The organism is Chryseobacterium camelliae (assembly GCF_002770595.1).
GTDB lineage: Bacteria > Bacteroidota > Bacteroidia > Flavobacteriales > Weeksellaceae > Chryseobacterium > Chryseobacterium camelliae.
In genome coordinates, this window is the sequence record NZ_CP022986.1 from 3,141,046 (window position 1) to 3,159,712 (window position 18,667).

Sequence of the window (18,667 nt, forward strand, 5' to 3'; positions counted from 1 at the left end):
AGATTTCCGCGCAGTCAGATTTGTCATTTTACATCTAAAGTGACCCTACATTCTTGTACCTATTTAAAATCCAACTTAAAAATCAACAATGAAAATTTATAAATTTTTATCGCTATTCTTCATGGCTTTGAGCCTAATCACGATCAGTTCATGCAGCACCCATGATGAAGACGACCCTGCCGATGCAACGCCGGGAAAACTGCAGCTTAAATTTGAGAACGGTTTCAGCAACCTCGGAGGTATTGTGATCAATCAGACTACCCAGATATCTTCTTCCGGCCAGAAACATCAGTTTTCGACCCTCAAATATATCATCAGCAATATTGTATTGATCGATGAGAACGGAGCGGAATTTAAATACCATAACAACGATCCGGATCATGGAGCTTTTATTATTGACCAGGCAGAAGCCATCGCCGGTATCAACTATATCAACCTTAATGAAATTCCTAAAAATAATTATAAGAAGATCAGGTTCGGGCTTGGAATAAGCCAGTCGGCATACCTTTTAGGCCAGGGCGGGCAGGGAGAATTCTGGGCCAAAGCAAAAACGGCCGGGATGACCTGGTCATGGGCGGCAGGGTATATCTTCACGAAACTGGAAGGGAAGTACGGAAGTGCATCCGCTGATACGGCTTTTATGAACCATTGCGGAAATATGGGCAATGTGACGGCGAACAATACACCTGATCTGTACCGTGAAATTACTTTGGACCTTCCGGTAAAAGCGAGAGTGACGGCTTCCATTACCCCATCTATCCATATGCTGGCGGATTTCAATCAGTACCTAAGCGGAGCAACTCCTCTTACACTGAACAGCTCCAATGATATGGCGATGGGCTCCAGTCAGCACCTGGTGAATATCACCAATAACCTGACGGCCATGTTCAAAGTAGATCATGTACACAATGATTAAAGTGATCCAACCGTTCCGGAGCAGGAGACAACCCCTGCTCCGGATATTATTTGCCGTTCTGATGATGGTTATGAATTCCTGTTCCGATGAGTTTGAAGGAGAACCCGTCAACCGGAATGAAGCCTATCCCCTGGAAATACCGGGAAATTTTCCGGAGATGACATTTGACCTCACCGGTAATCCGGTAACCGTGAATGGAGTGGCATTGGGTAAAAAGCTGTTCTACGACGGAAGGCTGTCGGGGAACAATACCATTTCCTGCGGATTCTGCCATATTCAGGAATATGCGTTTACCCATCACGGACATACGGTCAGCCATGGCATCAACGACAGGCTGGGAATACGCAATGCTCCCCCGATACAGAATATGGCCTTCCTGAAGAACTATACCTGGGACGGTGTCAGCCACAATCTGGATGAGCGTTCGCTGGTTCCCATAACCACAGATTTCGAAATGGACAGCAATATGCCGGAAGTAGTTTCAAAACTGAATGCAGACTCGCAGTACAAAAGATTGTTCAAAGAAGCATTCGGAGAAGAACAGATTACAGGAAAAAAAATATTGCAGGCTTTATCACAGTTTATGGTGACCATGATTTCTGCGGACTCAAAATATGACCGCTACAAGAAAGGCCTGACTGATTTTACTGCTGATGAAAAGCAGGGAATGGCATTGTTTAACAATAAATGTGCTTCATGTCATTCGGGGGAACTGTTTACGGACCAGACCTTCAGGAACACGGGAATGTACTATAATCCCCAGCTGGATGACCGGGGAAGGTACAGGGTTACGCTGGACTGGAATGACAACATGAAATTCAGGGTGCCCAGCCTCAGGAATGTTGAATACACCGCGCCGTATATGCATGACGGCCGGCTGTATACACTGGATGCGGTCTTAAACTTTTATTCCGATCATGTGGAAAACCAGCCCAACCTCGATCCGCAGCTGAAACAGAACGGAACAGTCGGAATTCCGATGACCGGCCAGGAAAAGCAATTGATTATTGCATTCCTGAAAACCCTTTCAGACCAGAATTTTATTTCCAATCCTAAATTTTCAGAATAAAGCGATCATCATGAAAAAGTTCATCATCGCAATGAGCTGTTTGTGGGGAAGCTTCGCCTTTGCCGGAGAGATCCATGACAGCATTGCCATATACAAAAATAGTTTTAACGATATTGCCCTTGACGACTGTGATGCCTGCGGCTGTGCTGCGGGAAACGGATCATCGGGATTCGAATCACTGCTCAATCCGCAGTTTATCGGAGTCAAGTATTTCGCACAGCATTATAAAGCCAAAGAGAATCTTTTTGTAAAGGATCTTACCCAGGATCAGTATTTCAATACCCTTCAACTGTGGGGCAGGATACCCGTCACTGAAAAGCTGAGCCTATATGCCAGCGTGCCGTTTCACTTCCATGATAAGAAAACCTTGCAGGGAGACATCAGGATCAGTGGGATAGGCGATATGAACCTGATGGGGATTTACAGCATCCTGAAATCTGAAGCCCAAGTGCACCAGCTGAATGCCGGAGCTGGTATAAAAATACCTTTGGGCAGGTTTGATGAAAAGGGAATTTCAGGGGTGAATCCGAGTTTCCAACTGGGGACGGGCAGTTGGGATTATCAGGTGGTGCTGAATTACCAGTACCGCAAAGGGAATGCTGCTGTCATCCTCAATACGGATTATACGGTGAAAACCGAAAATAAAAAGCACTACCGGTTCGGAAACCAATGGAATTATGCCGCGACGGGATTTTATCAGCTCCTGAACAGGAAAGACATGATCTTTTCTTTGAAAACAGGCCTGCAGGGTGAAATCTATGACGGCAACCGTCAGTTTTCAGAATCATTGCCCAATACCGCCGGAAGTGCACTCTATGGAAAGCTGGGATTTGAAGCGGCTTATAAAAGATTCAGCCTGGGCAGTGAAGTCATGCTTCCGGCTTATTCCCATCTTGCGGGAGGTGATATTGAAGCCAAATCAAGGTTCAGTATTTTCCTGAACATCGGAATTTAATCCGGACTGCCGGTAAGTGTTCCCATTGCCGGGCCTATATAATTTTTGAACCTGACAGTGGTAAAGCTGTCAGGGTTTTTTTATGTTCATAGAAGCCGGAGTAATTATCTGAATCCGGGAATTAAAAGCGGGTCAGAGTAAGAGAAAGCAAAAAATCTCATGTAACTTATGAAGTTGTAGAATTATTTTTACCTGATATAGGTGGTATCCCAAAAATAAATTTTCAATACTGCATTTAGGATCTGTATACTTTTAGTAAAGCAGATGCTTCGCCTGTTAAACCTCTTAAGATGGGTCCGGGTTGTAAGATTGGATCTTTCAATAGAATTGGTACCAAATCTCCGGGTTGAATGAATGGCTTTAGGAATCAAAAACTGATAGTTCCTCAATTGATTGGTATATATTTTTTCCGGCCTGGAATGGATTAAAGTCTTAATGACATGGCTTAAAGTTTTGTTGGTCCTTTTTCCAACATGAAAACGGACGATTTGCTTTGTCGTTTTTTGAAAGGCATAGGCAAGCCACATCGGATTTCTTTTACTGCCTATGAAAAATCTTAGTTCATCCAATTCATAAGATTGTCCAAAAGAAATCTTAGGAGGCACCATATGATCTGCAATAGCAGTAATCCTCTTAAGCAGCGTAGTGGTTGATATGGATAATAATCTTGCAGTGCTCCTTATTCCTAAACCTTCTTTTGTAAATCGAATGATCAGGGCATTTATATTGTCCCTGTAAGCTTGGTAGGTGTAAAAGGCTATGAATCTTTTACGGCAGTTTTTACAGAAGTACTGCTGCTTTCCGGTTTTTGTAGTCCCGTTTTTTATGATGCTGCAGCAATAGCAGTACCTGCAAATCCGTGCATCACTAAATCTGATACACGAGGAATGATTCTCAGTCATTTGGCTATGTTTTTAAGGCTAAAATAAACAAGAGCAGGTGAATATCCTACTCTTATTTTGATTATTATTGCTTAATAGTATTTGAAAATCAAGCATTTAAATATAAATAATTTTATATCACTAATTTTGATACATGACCTATTTACACAATATGGCATTTTTGATTAAACCAAAAAAGAGACTCATACAATGAATCTCTTTAAGTAGCCCGTAGGGGAATCGAACCCCTCTTACCAGAATGAAAATCTGAGGTCCTAACCGATAGACGAACGGGCCAGCTATCTTCCACCTGTTACGGTGTGTTAGTTTTTTTGTTTTTATAAGTGTCAACTCTTACAACAATCACCCGGTTAGTGAAGTGATGTGTTTAGTAGCCCGTAGGGGAATCGAACCCCTCTTACCAGAATGAAAATCTGAGGTCCTAACCGATAGACGAACGGGCCAACTATGCTTATTAAGCCAGTTTATTAACGTGCTTAGTCAATTTGCTTTTTAAGTTAGCTGCTTTGTTTTTGTGGATGATATTTTTCTTCGCTAATCGATCCAACAAAGAGATTACTTTTGGCAATTGTTCTGCAGCAACAGCTTTATCTTCTTCATTTCTTAACGCCTTCAGGGCTGTTCTAGCAGTCTTGTGGTAGTATCTGTTACGAAGTCTTCTTACTTCGTTTTGTCTGATTCTTTTTAATGCTGATTTATGATTTGCCATATCGTTCAAATGTGAGTGCAAAAGTATAAACTATTTTTTTAACTACCAAATTTATCTTTAAAAAATTTTATTTTTTTTTCTGATAAATAGCGCCTGAGTTTATCTGTTGCGTGTTCTATTTTTAATTATCTTATTTCTTGTTACTCTTGATCGTGCTTTCCAGCCTGACCATTATTTCATTTCCTGTTGTAGTCGTGAAGGTAAACCATCCGTTTAACTTCATAAGCGACCGTTTCTGAGTCCTGTAAATCAGGAAACTTATTTTATCATTTCTGCCATTAAGCTATAATATCGGGTTAGGATATAATTCCAACTCTTAACTTCTCATCCGGCAGGATATAAAATTTGGTAGCCTATAGGGGAATCGAACCCCTGTTGCAAGAATGAAAATCTTGAGTCCTGACCACTAGACGAATAGGCCAAATTTTGAGGCGCAAAAATAAGTATTAACTTTTGAACTTCAAAATTTATCCGTCGCTTATTTATAAACTTTTTGGATTACCGTATTCCTGATGCCCTTGGCCTCAATTTCTTTCTGCAGTTTTACAGCATCTTCCAGGGTATAGACCTTTCCGTACGTATAATAGAATACCCCGTTTTCTTTATTTCGTTCGGCATTTTTATAGGCCAGCAGGATAGGGGAGTTACCGTTCAGTTTTTCGCCTGCATGCAGCTCAATGGTATAGTATCCGCTGCTCAGCTTTTGGTTCGGCATAAATCCTACGGCAAACGCATTCCTGAATCCTGCATCCTTTGCGGTTTTCAGATTGATATCCCTTACGGAAGCCATGTTGGTGACACCATAATAGTATTTGTACTGTCCGTTTTCCTTGATTTCAAGAATATAGTTCAGGCCTTTCAGAGCCGGATCGCCATCATTGAACTTTGTCGGGGAGCTCATCAGTAAGATCCTGAAATCATTCTTTAACGGAACTTCTGCAGGTTTCTCAGGTTCAGGCTTTCTTACAGCTATTGGTCCGCCGGATTTTCGGTCTACCGCTTTTTTATAACTGATGATCGCATCGTAGATACTGGATGCGATCTCTTCCTGACCTCTGTCTGAGGCCAGGTAATGGCTCTCTTCCGGGTGGTTGATGAATCCCGTTTCAATAAGCACGGAAGGCATGGCATTCATCCGGAGCACGTGTAAGTTTTTCTGGAATACTCCTCTCGAAAACCTTTTGTCTTTATTGACGAAATTATTTTCCACAAACCCTCCCAGCAGTAAGCTGGATTCAAGGTATTTGCTTTGCTGGAGCTTTAGCGCAATCAGGGATTCCGGAGATCCCGGATCGTAAGAGCCAAAAGTCTGCTTATCTTTTTCATCCAGATAGATCACGTCGTTCTCTCTTTTTGCCACTTCCAGATTGGTGTCGTTCTGGTCCGGCCCCTGTACATAGGTTTCTGTCCCATAAGGTCCGGATCTGCCGGAAGCATTACAATGGACCGATACAAATAAGTCTGCTTTGCTCCTGTTGGCAAGGTTAGTCCTGTCTGATAAAGAGGGGTATTCATCGATTTTCCGCGTATAGATTACTTTGAAATCCTTGTTTTTTTCAAGCATGCTTCCCAGCTTCAGGACAATGGCAAGGGTAATGTCTTTTTCAGCGACCCGTCCAATATCATTATACGATCTGTTCGCTCCGTGATCGCTTCCTCCGTGTCCTGCATCAAGAACAATAGTGAATTTTTTTTGGGAAAAAATAAAGTTGCTAAGGAGTATAAGGAGAAATGATAAAATTATTTTAAAATTTTGTTTGTACATCTTACAGTTTTAAAAATTATAGTAATTTTGGGCCTGAAATATAAAGAATACAATTGGCCAAAACCGTTTTCAAAAATATACTACAAATTTTAATTATCCTAATTTTTAACAATTTTTTAGCACAGGAAAACCCCGGAAAATTGTCTGAAAATGCGGCTAATGATACTATTCCGAAGAGAGATACGATCGCTGTGAAAAAGGAGGCTCTGGAAGATGTGCTCAGAACGAAGGCAGACGATCAGCGAAGGGATGTTCCCAAGAAAATGACCTTCCTGAATAAGAATGCGCAGGTTAAATATCAGGATATGCAGATTGATGCGGACTACATCTCCATTGATGATAATAAGAACCTGATTTATGCACGGGGTAAACAGGACTCTCTGGGCAAGATTATCGAGCCTGTGATTACCACCCAGGCAGGGAAAAAATACGAAACCGATCAGTTCAGCTATAACACCAAAACCAGGCAGGCCATTGCCTACAATGCCAGGACGGAGGAAAGCCAGGGGGTGATTATTGCTAATAAAACAAAGAAATACAACGATTCTGTATTTGCCATGCGGCATGCATTATATACTACAGACGAATATTTCCTGAAGAAAAAAGATACTGCTGCGGATTACCACCTTTTGGCATCCAATATTAAGCTCGTCAAGACCAAACAAAAATCACAGATCATCACCGGTCCTATACAGATGTATATAGAGCAGGTTCCTACGCCGCTTATCATGCCTTTCGCTATTCTTCCGTTTTCAGACAAAAGGTCTGCCGGGATCCTGATTCCGAGTTTCGGGGAACGGCAGGATGTAGGATTCTTTTTGAATGGATTGGGATATTACCAGCCTATCGGAGAACATTTTGACCTGAAAGTGCTTGCAGATATTTACACAAAAGGAAGCTGGAACCTGAGGCCCGAAATGAACTATGTTAAAAAGTACAGGTACTCAGGGAACTTCACTGCTGATATCGGAAATACGGTGCGGGGGATTAAAGGACTGGATAATTACAGCAAAAGCAGTACTTACCGGATCGCCTGGAGGCATACCCAGGATACCAAAGCGAACCCGTTTCTCACCTTCTCCGCATCGGTGGATATCGTGAGCAATAAGTTTTACAACAATACCGTCAATAACAACTATATATTCAACCAGAATGTACTGAATACCCAGCAGAACTCTACGGTAACCGTTACCAAAAGGTTTCTGACGCTTCCGGTAACTATCACCGGAACAGCTTCGTATTCTCAGAATTTCGCCACCGGTAATTCAGATCTCCGCCTTCCGCAGATGAACGTGGCCATCAATCAGTTTTACCTTTTCAAATCCAGGACCGGAGTAAGGAGGGGGCTTATTGAAAACATTACGGTAAATACGGGTTTCAACCTCACCAATTATGTACAGACCAATGAAGGGGAACTGTTCACCCAGGCTATGTGGGACAAGTTGCAGACCGGCCTTAAAAATAATATAGCATTAGGGACGAATACCAGCTTTGCCAAGTATTTTACATTCAGCCTCGCAGCTAATATCGATAACGCTTTAACGACAAAGACGACAAGAAAGTATTATGATCCATTAAAGAATGTCACGGTTAATGAAGTGGAAAAAGGCATTTCCGGATATTCTACATTCTCTACTACAGCCAGTGTGCAGACTACATTATACGGGATGCTTAAGTTCAAAAAGGGGTCTGCTATTGAAGCCATCAGGCATATGATGACACCGAGCATCGGGTTTACCTATTCACCGGATTTCGGAGGGTCCAATTTCGGTTATTACAGGAATTATTATGATGCCAACGGGGCACAGACACCATATTCTATTTTTGACGGAGGAATTGTAGGAAGCCCTACCAGCGGAATGGTAGGCGCTCTAGGATTCAATATCGGAAATAATATTGAAATGAAAGTCAGGTCCAAGAAGGATTCTACCGGGATTAAGAAAATGAAGCTTTTTGAATCCCTTAACCTCGCCGGAAACTACAACTTTGCTGCAAAGACGCATCCGTGGTCTGTGCTTACTGTCAACGGACAGTCGTCTTTCTTCAATAATAAACTGAGCGTAAATACGTCCTTATCCATAGATCCGTACCGCATTATTTATATCCCGGGCCAGGACGCCGGAATCAGGACTGAAAACTTCGGGCATTTCAGCATCCAGGGGTTCAATGTGCAGATGTCGTATCCGTTAAGTAATGAGATTTTCGGAGAGAAGACGGATTATTCCAAGAAGTACAAGACCAAAGGCGAGATCCGGAATGAAAACTATTATTTCGATGACGACAATTATGCGCACTTCGAGCAGGCATGGACGTTGAACATCAATGCCAATTACGCGTTCACCAGGACGCTGGCTTCCCGTACGCCTAACAGGATCGCATCCGTGGGTCTGGACGGAAGCATTAAGCTTACCCCATATTGGAATATCAACGGCAGCACGCATTACGATATGATTACCCAGCAGCTTGCCTATACGAGGATCGGTTTTGCCAGGGACCAGCGGAGTTTCACGATTAATTTCAACTGGGTGCCTTTCGGGCAGTACAAAGTGTATGATTTCTTTATCGGGATCAAAGCCAACATCCTGAGCGATGCACTGAAGTACAAAGACAGGAGCTTTACCCAGCCGAACGCTCCTTTCTAATTGGATTGATATTTGTAAATATAAATTTTATATTTGCACCCAAAATAAACTCTAATGAAACAAGTAATCAATACAGTGAATGCGCCTGCAGCGATCGGGCCTTATTCCCAGGCGAACATGGCCAACGGTGTTTTATATATTTCAGGGCAGATCCCTGTAGATCCGTCTACGGGTAAACTGGTGGAAGGAATCGAAAAAGAGACTCATCAGGTGATGAAAAACCTGGAAGCCATCCTTACAGAAGCCGGAATGACTTTTAAAAATGTGGTGAAAGCTACTATTTTCCTTAAAAGTATGGATGATTTCGCTGTAATGAATGATATCTACGCTTCTTACCTGGATGCAGACAGCTATCCGGCAAGGGAAACCGTACAGGTTTCATGCCTTCCTAAAAATGTGGATATTGAAATCTCTATGATTGCCCATCAGGATTAATCCATGAGCTTTATAAGAAATACATTTGCGATCCTGGTAGGCCTTGGCATAGCAGCGCTTACCATTACCCTTGGAATAAGGGTGTTTCCGCAATGGGTTACTTTTGATGCATTTGCACCCTTTGAGCACTGGCAGCATTTTCTTGAAAGCATGCAGGGCGAAGATGCCTTTTTCGGTTTTCTGCTGTTTATTTCAGGATTAGGCACTACCATCGGGGGAGTGGCAACGGCTATCATCGTTAAATATGCAAAAGTGGCTTACGCTATTCTTATCGGTTTCATCATGCTGTTCATCGCTATGCTGGATGTGATTGTTTTTCCTTATCATCCTACATTCTATAAGATTTCTATTTTCCTTACGTTCTTTCCGTTTTCATGGATCGGCGGAAAGATCGTGGAGGTCATTTATGAGAAGAAAAAACGGAGAATGCTTGCTGAAAAGATCATTAAAAGACAATAAAAGACGCTGCTCAATGAGCAGCGTCTTTTGCTATAAAAGTGAATCGTCTGAAATTCTTATGCTACGGCATCCTGAATCCTTTCGTATAGATCCTTCCGTATTCATCAACAAATTTCACCTGGACGTTCCCCTGGTACCTGTCGAGGATTTTTTCAACGTCTTTCTGTGAATTGACCGGTTTGCCGTTGATTTCTACAATAATGTAATTGTCTACAATCCCGATCTTGGCCATTTCTCCTCCTTCCATAACGTTTTTGGCAATCACACCGCTGTTCAGTCCGTAATCTGTTTTGAAACGGTCGCTAAGGATGTCAAATTCTGCCCCGATTTTTTCGGTTACGCTAAGGTCTGCCTTGGTTCTTGTAGAAGTACCGCCTTTCTGGTCTTTCAGTGTTACGGTAGTGGTATATTCTTTACCGTTTCTCATATAAGTGACCATCACTTTGTCTCCGGGACGTTTGCTTCCGATGGATACGGAAAGGTCAGAGAAATCCGTGATAGGGTAGTTATCCACCTTCGTAATGATATCCCCTGTTTTAAGTCCTGCATCTTCAGCCCCGCTGCTTTCTCCGAAACCGGTTACATATACTCCGGAACCTGCTTTAATGTTGGCTTTTTTCTGCTTGTTATAAGCCGCAACCTGCATCTCATCGGAAAGGTCTAAAGAAGTTACCCCAAGGAATCCTCTCTGTACGATACCGAATTTCTTGATGTCCTCAATAATTTTCCTTGCCAGGTTAGACGGAACGGCAAATCCGTACCCCTGGTAATATCCCGTTGTCGACTGGATGGCTGAGTTAATCCCGATCAGGTCTCCGTTGGTATTTACCAAAGCACCTCCTGAGTTACCCGGATTAATGGCAGCATCTGTCTGGATGAAACTTTCAATAGGGTTGGCTGCTTTGCCCTGTGAGCCCAAAATTCCAATTCCTCTTCCTTTGGCGGAAATGATTCCGGCAGTAACCGTTGAATTCAGTCCGAGCGGGTTTCCTACGGCAAGTACCCACTGGCCAACCTCAATATTGTCAGAATTGGCAAAGTTCAGGTAAGGAAGTCCCTTTTCTTCGATTTTAAGAAGGGAAATGTCCGTATTAGGGTCTGTGCCCACCAAAGTGGCGATATATGATTTTTTATTGCTTAATACAACTTCCAGTTTATTGGCTCCGGCTACAACGTGGTTATTGGAAATGATATATCCATCCGGAGAGATGATAACTCCCGATCCCATCCCCGATGGCATATTGTCCGGTACCTGTTGTTGCTGTCGCTGCCTCTGCTGCCCTCTTCCGTTTCCACCGAAAGGATCCCCGAAGAAGAAATCAAAAAGATCCTGTTCGGATGCCCTGCTTGTAGACCTGCTCTGGTAATTTTTAATCGTTACCACAGCCGGAACGGTTGTCTTGGCCGCTTTTACGAAATCATCGCCTACCGCTGCGGTATTCATGCCAGCAAATGATGTATTCGCAGACTTGGTAAAATAGGACTGGTCCTCCGTATTGGAATGGTGATCCAGAAATTGTAATGCTCCCACTGTAGTGGCTCCTGATAAAACTCCTACTACAGCAAATGGTAATAGTTTTTTCAAAGTACTCTTCATTTGTATATCTTTCTTGTTATTTTATGATACTGATTTTTCATTTAATCTAAAACAAATTTAATGCTAAATAAGTAAGCACTTGGCATGCAATGTTTCAATTTTAACTAAAATTTAACGGGAATAGGAAAGCTTTATGCATTTTGTCATAATTTAAGAAACAGGATTAACACATCTTAAAATATTATTAAGGACAAAATGTCATAGTACGACAGTTGGATGCTGAAAAGATGTTGAAAGTTAAATCCGGAAAGGTGATTTAAGTGAACAGCCCATATAAATGTGAATGGGTATCTCCGGGTATAGGATTTGTGAAATAGGAAAATCCATTAAAATCCTTATCTTTGCAAAAATTTTTTTCTCACTTAAACCGTTTATAGCATGCAACTGTATAACACCTTAAGCGCAGAAGAAAGAGCTCAGCTTATTGATGAAGCCGGTAAGGAACGCCTTACATTGTCTTTCTATGCGTATGCCAAAATTCAAGATCCCAAAAAATTTCGCGACGAATTATTTATAGCCTGGAATGCCCTGGATGCATTGGGCCGTATTTACGTTGCCCATGAAGGAATCAACGCTCAGATGAGCGTTCCTGCAGATCAGTTTGAAGCATTCCGCACTACGCTCGAAGCCTATGATTTCATGAAAGGCATCCGCCTGAATGTGGCAGTTGAGCAGGATAATCACTCGTTCCTGAAACTGACCATAAAAGTCAGGAATAAAATTGTTGCCGACGGGCTGAATGATGAAACCTTTGATGTAACCAACAAAGGGATTCACTTAAAGGCTAAAGAATTCAATGAATTGCTGGAAGACCCCAATACCATTGTGGTAGATTTCAGAAACCATTACGAAAGCGAAGTCGGCCATTTTGAAGGAGCAATTACACCGGATGTGGAAAACTTCAGGGAAAGTCTGCCGATCATCAATGATCAGTTGCAGGATTTTAAAGAAGATAAAAACCTGCTGATGTACTGTACCGGGGGAATCCGTTGCGAAAAAGCCAGCGCCTATTTTAAACATCAGGGTTTTAAAAACGTCTACCAGCTGGAAGGGGGTATCATTGAATACACACGCCAGATCAAAGAAGAAAATATACCCAGCAAATTCATCGGGAAGAACTTTGTATTTGATCACCGTCTGGGGGAAAGGATTACGGATGATATTATTGCACAGTGCCACCAGTGCGGCAAACCGTGTGACAACCATACCAACTGTGCGAATGATGCCTGCCACCTGTTGTTTATCCAGTGTGACGAGTGCAAAGCGGCAATGGAAAACTGCTGTTCCACAGAATGCCTGGAAACGATCCACCTGCCCTGGGAACAACAGGTTGCTTTGAGGAAGGGACTGCAGGTTGGCAATAAAGTCTTCAGGAAAGGGAAATCCGAAGCTTTGAAATTCAAGCATTCCGGAGATCTGAAGACCCAAACCCTGGCAAAAGCGACAAAAGCCGAGACAAAGGACATCCGCCAGAAGTTAAAAGTTAAAAAGACACTGATCGGAAAAGCCGAGCATTACTATTCCAGATCTAAGATTGCCCAGTTTTTAATTGAGAACAGCACACTGTCAGTAGGAGATAAAGTGTTGATTTCAGGTCCGACTACAGGGGATCAGGAGATCACCGTTACACAGATTTTTGTGAACGGAAACTTCAGCGATATGGCTGCAGCAGGGGATCAGATTACCTTTGAGCTTCCGTTCAGAGTCCGCTTATCGGATAAACTATATAAAATCACAGGTACTGAAAACGCATAACAGAGATGTTAAAAGCTGAACTCAGGAAAAAATACATGCAGAAAAGACAAGCCTTATCCATGGATGAGGCTTTCCTGTTATCCGAAGCTGTGTTCAGGAATTTCATCGATTATTTTAATCCAGTTCCCGGGCAGACCATGCATGTTTATATCCCGATCGGAAAATTCAGGGAAATGGATACCCGGCCATTGATTGATTATTGCCTGAGCCGGAATGTCCGTGTCTTTGTGCCGAAGGTTGAAGGCATCGGGATGATCTCTGTGGAAATAACAAAGGATACGGTATTTGCTGTTAACCACTGGGGTATTTCTGAACCTGTTTCTGATCAGGATGCCGGGCTTTCAGATTTTGATTACATTATTACCCCGTTGCTGTACTGTGATAACAAGGGAAACAGGGTAGGATATGGAAAGGGATTCTATGACGGCCTTTTCAGCAGCCTTTCCGGGAAATCAAAAAAAATCGGGATCAATTACTTTAATCCCGATGAGCCGATAGAGGATGTGTGGGAATATGACATCCCTCTGGATTATCTGGTGACGCCTACCGAAGTAGTGTCTTTCTTCAACGGTGGTGCATAAAAGTTCAGGAAATAGAATTTAAATTCCTTTTTAAACTGGATGGGTTTGGACACCAGAATATACTGGGCATTTTTTTCATAATTTCCCAACGACCTGTTTTTATCGTCGAAATACTCAACATCGAACCGGGCAAAATCCAGTGTATCCTCTTTATAATAATCTTTGTAGACTTCCAGGCTCTTCACCTTTGCCGTTTTTACCTTCAGGCTGTCCAGCTCGCGGAAAAGCCTGTTGAATGTGAGGCTGTCCGGTTTGTGGAAATAGCTTTCCATCTGGGAATAGATCACACTGTCAATCTCAGTCTTCCTGTTTCCTGATAAGTACAACGTAGAAAGGTCAAGCAGTTCCTGTACTTTCTGTCGGGTAATGAAGTTTATAGCCTGTGCGCTGTCCATCTGTACGGCAGGGTAGCTGGCTTTGTTGTTGCTGTTCCGGAGCTTATCAAGGTCGCTTACCTCGGTAGTTTTCTTAGTACATGCAAGCAGGGAGCATACTAATATTGCAAAAAGTAAAAAGTTATTGTTTATTTTCATTTGTACTTGCAATTTTAAATTTAATGGATACTATTTTTCCTTTGTCTTTTTTCATCTCGATCACGCTCAGGTTCTTCAGTGAAGTGGTTGGAGTCGTGACCAGGGTTATGTATTTTTGTTTGTCAAGGGTTTCGATGCCATAGGTGGCGTTATCATATACCTGATAAATAATGGCACGGTCACTGATGAGGTTTTCCAGCTGCTTCCGCTTCTGTTTCAGGAGTTCAGGGTTTCCGTTGGCATCTTTCACGGAAAAGTAATTGACGGCCATTTTATAATCATCAGGTTTCAGTTCAATCATTTCTTTGTCAGGAGCTGTCTCCAGGTTCCTATTGACATCAAGAGTCTCATAAAAAGGAGCGCTGATCTGCATTTTCAGGATTTTATCTTTAGTCGAGTATTCAAAACATTCCCCGGGTTTTATCTTATAAAGCAGGGGAGACTCATTTTCTTTGATGACTTTAATCTCCAACGTATTGATGACATTCACTCCCCGGTCTGCATCCGTAAAACAGAAGGTGTAATTTTTAGAAAAAAGTTCATCTTTAAAACCCAATACCCCGGAAATGGTAACCAAAACAGCCGTAAGCATGATCCAGGCATTCTTCCTGAAGAAATTTTTCGGTTCTGAAACCGCATTGGGTAGCTGAGTGGTCGATACATTAATTGGGGTGTTAACTGGTTGGTTTTCAGTATCCGATTTTTGTAAATTAGGAATTTCAGGCTGTTTCTGAACTGTTTTTTCAGGGTTTTGCTCCGTTTTGGGAAGGTCAGGAGCAATCTCGGTTAAATGTTCCAGTTCTTTTATTTCCTCTTCACTCAGTTCTTCATCCTGCTGCAACAGCTCACCGGCAAAAAGATGCTGTTTCTTAAACTCGTACCAGGAGTCGTAACCCGCATAAATACTCAATAAATTAAGCATATCAATCCTGGGCAGTTTGGTCACCGGCGAGTTTTTGAAATAGGTATAAAAAGACTTTTCGCTGATGTTCCCTTTGGCTTTTTTGCGCAAGTCTTCCTGAAAATATATAATATCAATCCCTTTCCACTTTGAAATATCATCATGAGAAGGGGTATATTCTTCCAGATATTGAGCCTGAACCTCTTTTTTCAGCTGCTCAAAATGTAGTAGGTCTAAATCAGTCAATCCTTTAAATATAATTAATTAATTGATTATCAGTTGTATTTATTTGTAAAACTGTTTTACAAAGGTATTACAATTATTTTTCCTAAACAAGTTTGATAACTGCTCTACCTTTGTCTTGTTCAAATAACCGAACAGAGAAATAGTTTTTAAAAACAATATTAACAAAATTAAATTTAATTTATTATGAAAAAGTCATTATTCGTAGCTGCTATCGCTGCAATCTCTTTAGTTGCTTGTAAAAAAACTGAATCTACTGAAACTGGAAACACTGCTGATTCTGCTGCTGTTGCTACTGCTGACTCTGCTGCTGTTGTAGCTGATTCTGCTGCTACTGTTGTTGATTCTGCTGCTTCTGCAACTGTAGACGCTACTAAAGATGCTGCTTCTGCTACTACTGCTGCTGGTGCTGACGCTGCTAAAGATGCTGCTAAGAACGCTGGTGAAGCTGCTAAAGGAGCTGCTGACGCTGCTAAAGATGCTGCAAAAGACGCTAAAAGCGCTGTAGATGCTGCTAAAAAATAATTAGTACCATACTAAAATAAGAACCGCTTCACCCTGTGAAGCGGTTTTTTTTATGTCTCCTAGATAAAAATTTATGTTAAATATTCTTTGAAGTCTTGTCATTGATACTTCAAATAGAGGCTTCTGGCTATGGAATCCCAAAAGAAGGTCAGGCATCTGTCGTCATGAATTTCATACCTGCGATGAGGTATATACTGAATGAGATTTGCCTTCTTATCTGGTTATTGCTTCTTTTGCCTTAATGCCTCATAACAAGTAATGGCAACTGCATTGCTGAGATTCAGCGAATCGATGCTCCCCGCCATCGGGATCAGTGTGTTTTTTCCTTTACCGATCCAGAAATCGCTTAACCCGGAATGTTCCGTACCGAAGAGGACCGCAGATCTCTTCCTGAAATCGCGGGTGCAGATATCTTCGGCCGTTTCATCCATTAGGGTGGTATATAGATTAAAGCCGTTATTCTGTAAAAATTCCAGGACTTCAGCATTTCCGGCCTGAAAAACCTTCATCCCGAACAAACATCCCACGCTGGAGCGGATGACATTAGGATTGTAAAAATCCGTTTTCCCATCGGTGATAATCAATGCATCAATCCCGAATGCTTCGCAGCTTCTCAGGATAGCGCCCAGGTTGCCCGGTTTTTCAATACCTTCAACAACGATTACGGTAGACTGCTCAGCAGGCATCAATGAAGAAATTGGCAACTCTTTGGTCTCATAGACGCCAATGATGCCTTCCGATGTTCCGCGGTATGCAATTTTCTCATAGACTTTGTCGCTTACATAGTGGATTTTTCCAGCCTGGGGAATATCCCCATTAAAAATGGATTCACAAATGAAATATTCTGTAGGTTCATAAGCGTATCGGATCGCACGTTCATTTTCCTGCTGGCCTTCCACTGTGAAAAGCCCGGATTTCTTGCGGAATCTGTTGTCCGTTAGCAATCGGGTAACATTCTTTATCTTGTCGTTCTGGAAACTTTCTATGAGCATGGTGCAAAATTATATAAAAAATATGAGTATCCGTAAAGGTATTCCTGAACAAAAATGTCCTGACCGGCCGGAGATTTTAGTATATAATTGTTGTTATTCTTCGGGCAGTATCCCTGAAATATAAGCACTGTCAATAAGGCTTTGCGGTAATTCCTTCTTATTTTTAATGCCCAGTGATTTTAGCTTCTGCGTCTGGATCACCAGGTTGTCGTTCCCGGTAGAAAGCTGTTTGTAAGCATCATTGTAAAAATTCTTGGCCAGATCCAGGTTTTTACCTACTTTTTCGAGGTTCTCAATAAACCCGACAAATTTGTCATACAGCTTGGCACCGCGTTCTGCGATCTCCATAGAATTCCGGTTCTGGTATTCGCGCTTCCAGAGGTCAGCGATCAGCTTCAGGGAAGTGATCAGGTTGCTTGGATTGAGCAGCAGGATCCTTCTGTCATAAGCATAGTTCCACAGGTTCTGGTCTGCCTGCATCGCAGCAATATAGGCCGGTTCACTCGGGATGAACATCATCACGAAGTCCAGCGATTTCCCATAGTCATCATAGGCTTTCTGGCTCAGCTGCTGAATATGGTTCTTGATGGATGACAGGTGCTGGTTCAGCTTGATGATATACACCTCCTGATCCGTCTCATCTACCAGTTCCGTAAATGCCGTCAGGGAAACTTTGGAATCGATGATGACATTTCTTTCATCCGGATATTTTACCACGGCGTCCGGCCTCATTTTTTTTCCGGAAAATTCCGAGAACAGGGCTTTGTTGTCCTCGTCCCGAAGTTCATGCTCAAGGAAATATTCCTGTCCTTTCGTCAGTCCCGATTTCTCAAGGATGCTCTCCAGGATCATTTCGCCCCAGTTTCCCTGAGTTTTGCTTTCACCCTTGAGCGCGCGGGTCAGCTTTTTAGCATCTTCGGAAATCTGCTGGTTTAGCTCCGCCAGTTCCTTTACTTTTTCTGCCAGTGAAAAACGCTCTTTATTTTCTTTCTCATACGCTTCATTGACGCGGTTCTTAAGGTCGTTGATCTTTTCCTGGAAAGGCTCAAGGATGGTTTTCAGGTTGTTTTGGTTAAGAAGCGTAAATTTTTCCGTTTTTTCTTCCAGGATCTTACTGGCCAGATTTTCAAACTGAAGTTTCGCTTCGTCCTGTATTTTTGCAATTTCTTTTTTCTGGGTTTCCAGGGATTGCTGCAGGCTTTCGTTGATGGCGGAAAGCTCAGCATTTCTGGCAAAGATCGCCTGCTTTTCTGTCAGCAGGTTGTCAATCTGGGAAACCTGCTTTATCATTGCCTGCTTTTGTTCCTGAAACTGGATGTGCAGCGAGGCATGTTCAGCAGAAATTTTGGCCAGTTCATTTTTAAGGTCACTCATCAGGTCAGACTGCTGCTGGATCAGTTCTTTTTCCCTGTTGGTATTCTGAATGAGTTCCTGTATTTTCAGCTGAGAGTTTTCCAGGTCAGACTGGCTTTTGATATATACGCTGTTCAGATCATCATATGAGTTTCGTGAAACCATAGACGATTTCAGCGCAAAATAGGCCACGATAGCGCCTGTAATTCCTCCTGCAATACATCCGATAATCAAATAGGTCATCTCCATGGCCCAAAAATACAAAAAGAATAGTGGATTCTTTTTACGGGAAACCGTAATTTTACATCATCAACCAGCCTATATCATAATAAGGA

Annotated in this window: 17 protein-coding genes and 3 tRNA genes; 9 read left to right on the forward strand and 11 right to left on the reverse strand. The window is 42.3% G+C overall.

What is annotated here, in order from left to right; genetic code table 11:
- Window positions 1-88: 88 nt before the first annotated feature.
- Genes CGB83_RS14515 through CGB83_RS14525 form a run of 3 tightly spaced genes read left to right on the forward strand, consistent with a single transcriptional unit; the run spans window position 89 to window position 2,940 of the window.
- Entirely contained in the window at window positions 89-916 is an 828-nt protein-coding gene (locus CGB83_RS14515) for an MbnP family protein (RefSeq protein WP_100076453.1), read from the forward strand.
- Window positions 900-1,985 carry a cytochrome-c peroxidase gene (locus tag CGB83_RS14520; RefSeq protein ID WP_100076454.1) on the forward strand — a complete coding sequence of 362 codons (1,086 nt, stop codon included), beginning with the start codon at window positions 900-902 and terminating at the stop codon, window positions 1,983-1,985. Before CGB83_RS14515 ends, CGB83_RS14520 begins: the two co-directional genes overlap by 17 nt.
- A 10-nt stretch (window positions 1,986-1,995) precedes the next feature.
- Window positions 1,996-2,940 (forward strand): transporter, encoded by a 945-nt coding sequence (locus CGB83_RS14525; RefSeq protein WP_100076455.1) that lies wholly within the window; start codon window positions 1,996-1,998, stop codon window positions 2,938-2,940.
- A gap of 188 nt (window positions 2,941-3,128) precedes the next feature.
- Here CGB83_RS14525 and CGB83_RS14530 read toward each other — a convergent pair whose 3' ends face one another.
- The 6 genes from CGB83_RS14530 to CGB83_RS14555 form a co-directional block, all read right to left on the reverse strand.
- Window positions 3,129-3,842 carry an IS1 family transposase gene (locus CGB83_RS14530; protein ID WP_100076456.1) on the reverse strand — a complete coding sequence of 238 codons (714 nt, stop codon included), beginning with the start codon at window positions 3,840-3,842 and terminating at the stop codon, window positions 3,129-3,131.
- Between the two features lie 204 nt (window positions 3,843-4,046).
- A tRNA-Glu gene (locus tag CGB83_RS14535) sits at window positions 4,047-4,118 on the reverse strand.
- Window positions 4,119-4,213: 95 nt separating this feature from the next.
- A tRNA-Glu gene (locus CGB83_RS14540) sits at window positions 4,214-4,285 on the reverse strand.
- An 11-nt stretch (window positions 4,286-4,296) separates the two neighbouring features.
- Complete coding sequence (gene rpsT / locus CGB83_RS14545) at window positions 4,297-4,551, reverse strand: 30S ribosomal protein S20 (protein WP_100076457.1); 255 nt, start codon at window positions 4,549-4,551, stop codon at window positions 4,297-4,299.
- 346 nt (window positions 4,552-4,897) lie between these two features.
- Window positions 4,898-4,972 (reverse strand) — tRNA-Glu (locus CGB83_RS14550).
- Between the two features lie 57 nt (window positions 4,973-5,029).
- Window positions 5,030-6,316, reverse strand: coding sequence for an N-acetylmuramoyl-L-alanine amidase family protein (locus tag CGB83_RS14555; RefSeq protein ID WP_100076458.1), 1,287 nt, complete (start codon window positions 6,314-6,316; stop codon window positions 5,030-5,032).
- A 53-nt stretch (window positions 6,317-6,369) separates the two neighbouring features.
- Between CGB83_RS14555 and CGB83_RS14560 the strand changes: the two genes are divergently transcribed.
- Genes CGB83_RS14560 through CGB83_RS14570 form a run of 3 tightly spaced genes read left to right on the forward strand, consistent with a single transcriptional unit; the run spans window position 6,370 to window position 9,852 of the window.
- On the forward strand, window positions 6,370-8,958 hold the full coding sequence (locus CGB83_RS14560; protein ID WP_100076459.1) for a putative LPS assembly protein LptD: 2,589 nt from the start codon (window positions 6,370-6,372) through the stop codon (window positions 8,956-8,958).
- Between the two features lie 54 nt (window positions 8,959-9,012).
- Window positions 9,013-9,393 (forward strand): RidA family protein, encoded by a 381-nt coding sequence (locus CGB83_RS14565; protein ID WP_100076460.1) that lies wholly within the window; start codon window positions 9,013-9,015, stop codon window positions 9,391-9,393.
- Window positions 9,394-9,396: 3 nt separating this feature from the next.
- Complete coding sequence (locus CGB83_RS14570; RefSeq protein ID WP_100076461.1) at window positions 9,397-9,852, forward strand: hypothetical protein; 456 nt, start codon at window positions 9,397-9,399, stop codon at window positions 9,850-9,852.
- Window positions 9,853-9,913: 61 nt separating this feature from the next.
- Here CGB83_RS14570 and CGB83_RS14575 read toward each other — a convergent pair whose 3' ends face one another.
- Complete coding sequence (locus CGB83_RS14575; protein WP_100076462.1) at window positions 9,914-11,449, reverse strand: trypsin-like peptidase domain-containing protein; 1,536 nt, start codon at window positions 11,447-11,449, stop codon at window positions 9,914-9,916.
- Window positions 11,450-11,827: 378 nt separating this feature from the next.
- On the opposite strand from CGB83_RS14575, the gene trhO reads away from it, so the two are divergent.
- On the forward strand, window positions 11,828-13,204 hold the full coding sequence (trhO, locus tag CGB83_RS14580) for an oxygen-dependent tRNA uridine(34) hydroxylase TrhO (RefSeq protein WP_100076463.1): 1,377 nt from the start codon (window positions 11,828-11,830) through the stop codon (window positions 13,202-13,204).
- 5 nt (window positions 13,205-13,209) lie between these two features.
- Window positions 13,210-13,785 carry a 5-formyltetrahydrofolate cyclo-ligase gene (locus tag CGB83_RS14585; protein WP_100076464.1) on the forward strand — a complete coding sequence of 192 codons (576 nt, stop codon included), beginning with the start codon at window positions 13,210-13,212 and terminating at the stop codon, window positions 13,783-13,785.
- On the opposite strand, the gene CGB83_RS14590 is transcribed toward CGB83_RS14585, so the two are convergent.
- Both CGB83_RS14590 and CGB83_RS14595 read right to left on the reverse strand, forming a co-directional pair.
- Window positions 13,734-14,318 (reverse strand): hypothetical protein, encoded by a 585-nt coding sequence (locus CGB83_RS14590; RefSeq protein ID WP_100076465.1) that lies wholly within the window; start codon window positions 14,316-14,318, stop codon window positions 13,734-13,736. The genes CGB83_RS14585 and CGB83_RS14590 overlap by 52 nt on opposite strands.
- Entirely contained in the window at window positions 14,302-15,465 is a 1,164-nt protein-coding gene (locus tag CGB83_RS14595; protein WP_100076466.1) for a hypothetical protein, read from the reverse strand. The genes CGB83_RS14590 and CGB83_RS14595 overlap by 17 nt, the downstream gene beginning before the upstream one ends.
- A 183-nt stretch (window positions 15,466-15,648) precedes the next feature.
- On the opposite strand from CGB83_RS14595, the gene CGB83_RS14600 reads away from it, so the two are divergent.
- A complete protein-coding gene (locus tag CGB83_RS14600; RefSeq protein WP_100076467.1) occupies window positions 15,649-15,987 on the forward strand; it encodes a hypothetical protein in 339 nt (112 codons plus the stop codon).
- A 221-nt stretch (window positions 15,988-16,208) separates the two neighbouring features.
- On the opposite strand, the gene CGB83_RS14605 is transcribed toward CGB83_RS14600, so the two are convergent.
- Together CGB83_RS14605 and CGB83_RS14610 are read right to left on the reverse strand one after the other, a co-directional pair.
- Window positions 16,209-16,979, reverse strand: coding sequence for a TrmH family RNA methyltransferase (locus tag CGB83_RS14605; RefSeq protein ID WP_100076468.1), 771 nt, complete (start codon window positions 16,977-16,979; stop codon window positions 16,209-16,211).
- Between the two features lie 93 nt (window positions 16,980-17,072).
- Window positions 17,073-18,581: a DNA recombination protein RmuC gene (locus CGB83_RS14610; RefSeq protein WP_418219564.1), complete on the reverse strand. Its 1,509-nt coding sequence runs from the start codon at window positions 18,579-18,581 to the stop codon at window positions 17,073-17,075.
- Window positions 18,582-18,667 lie beyond the last annotated feature (86 nt).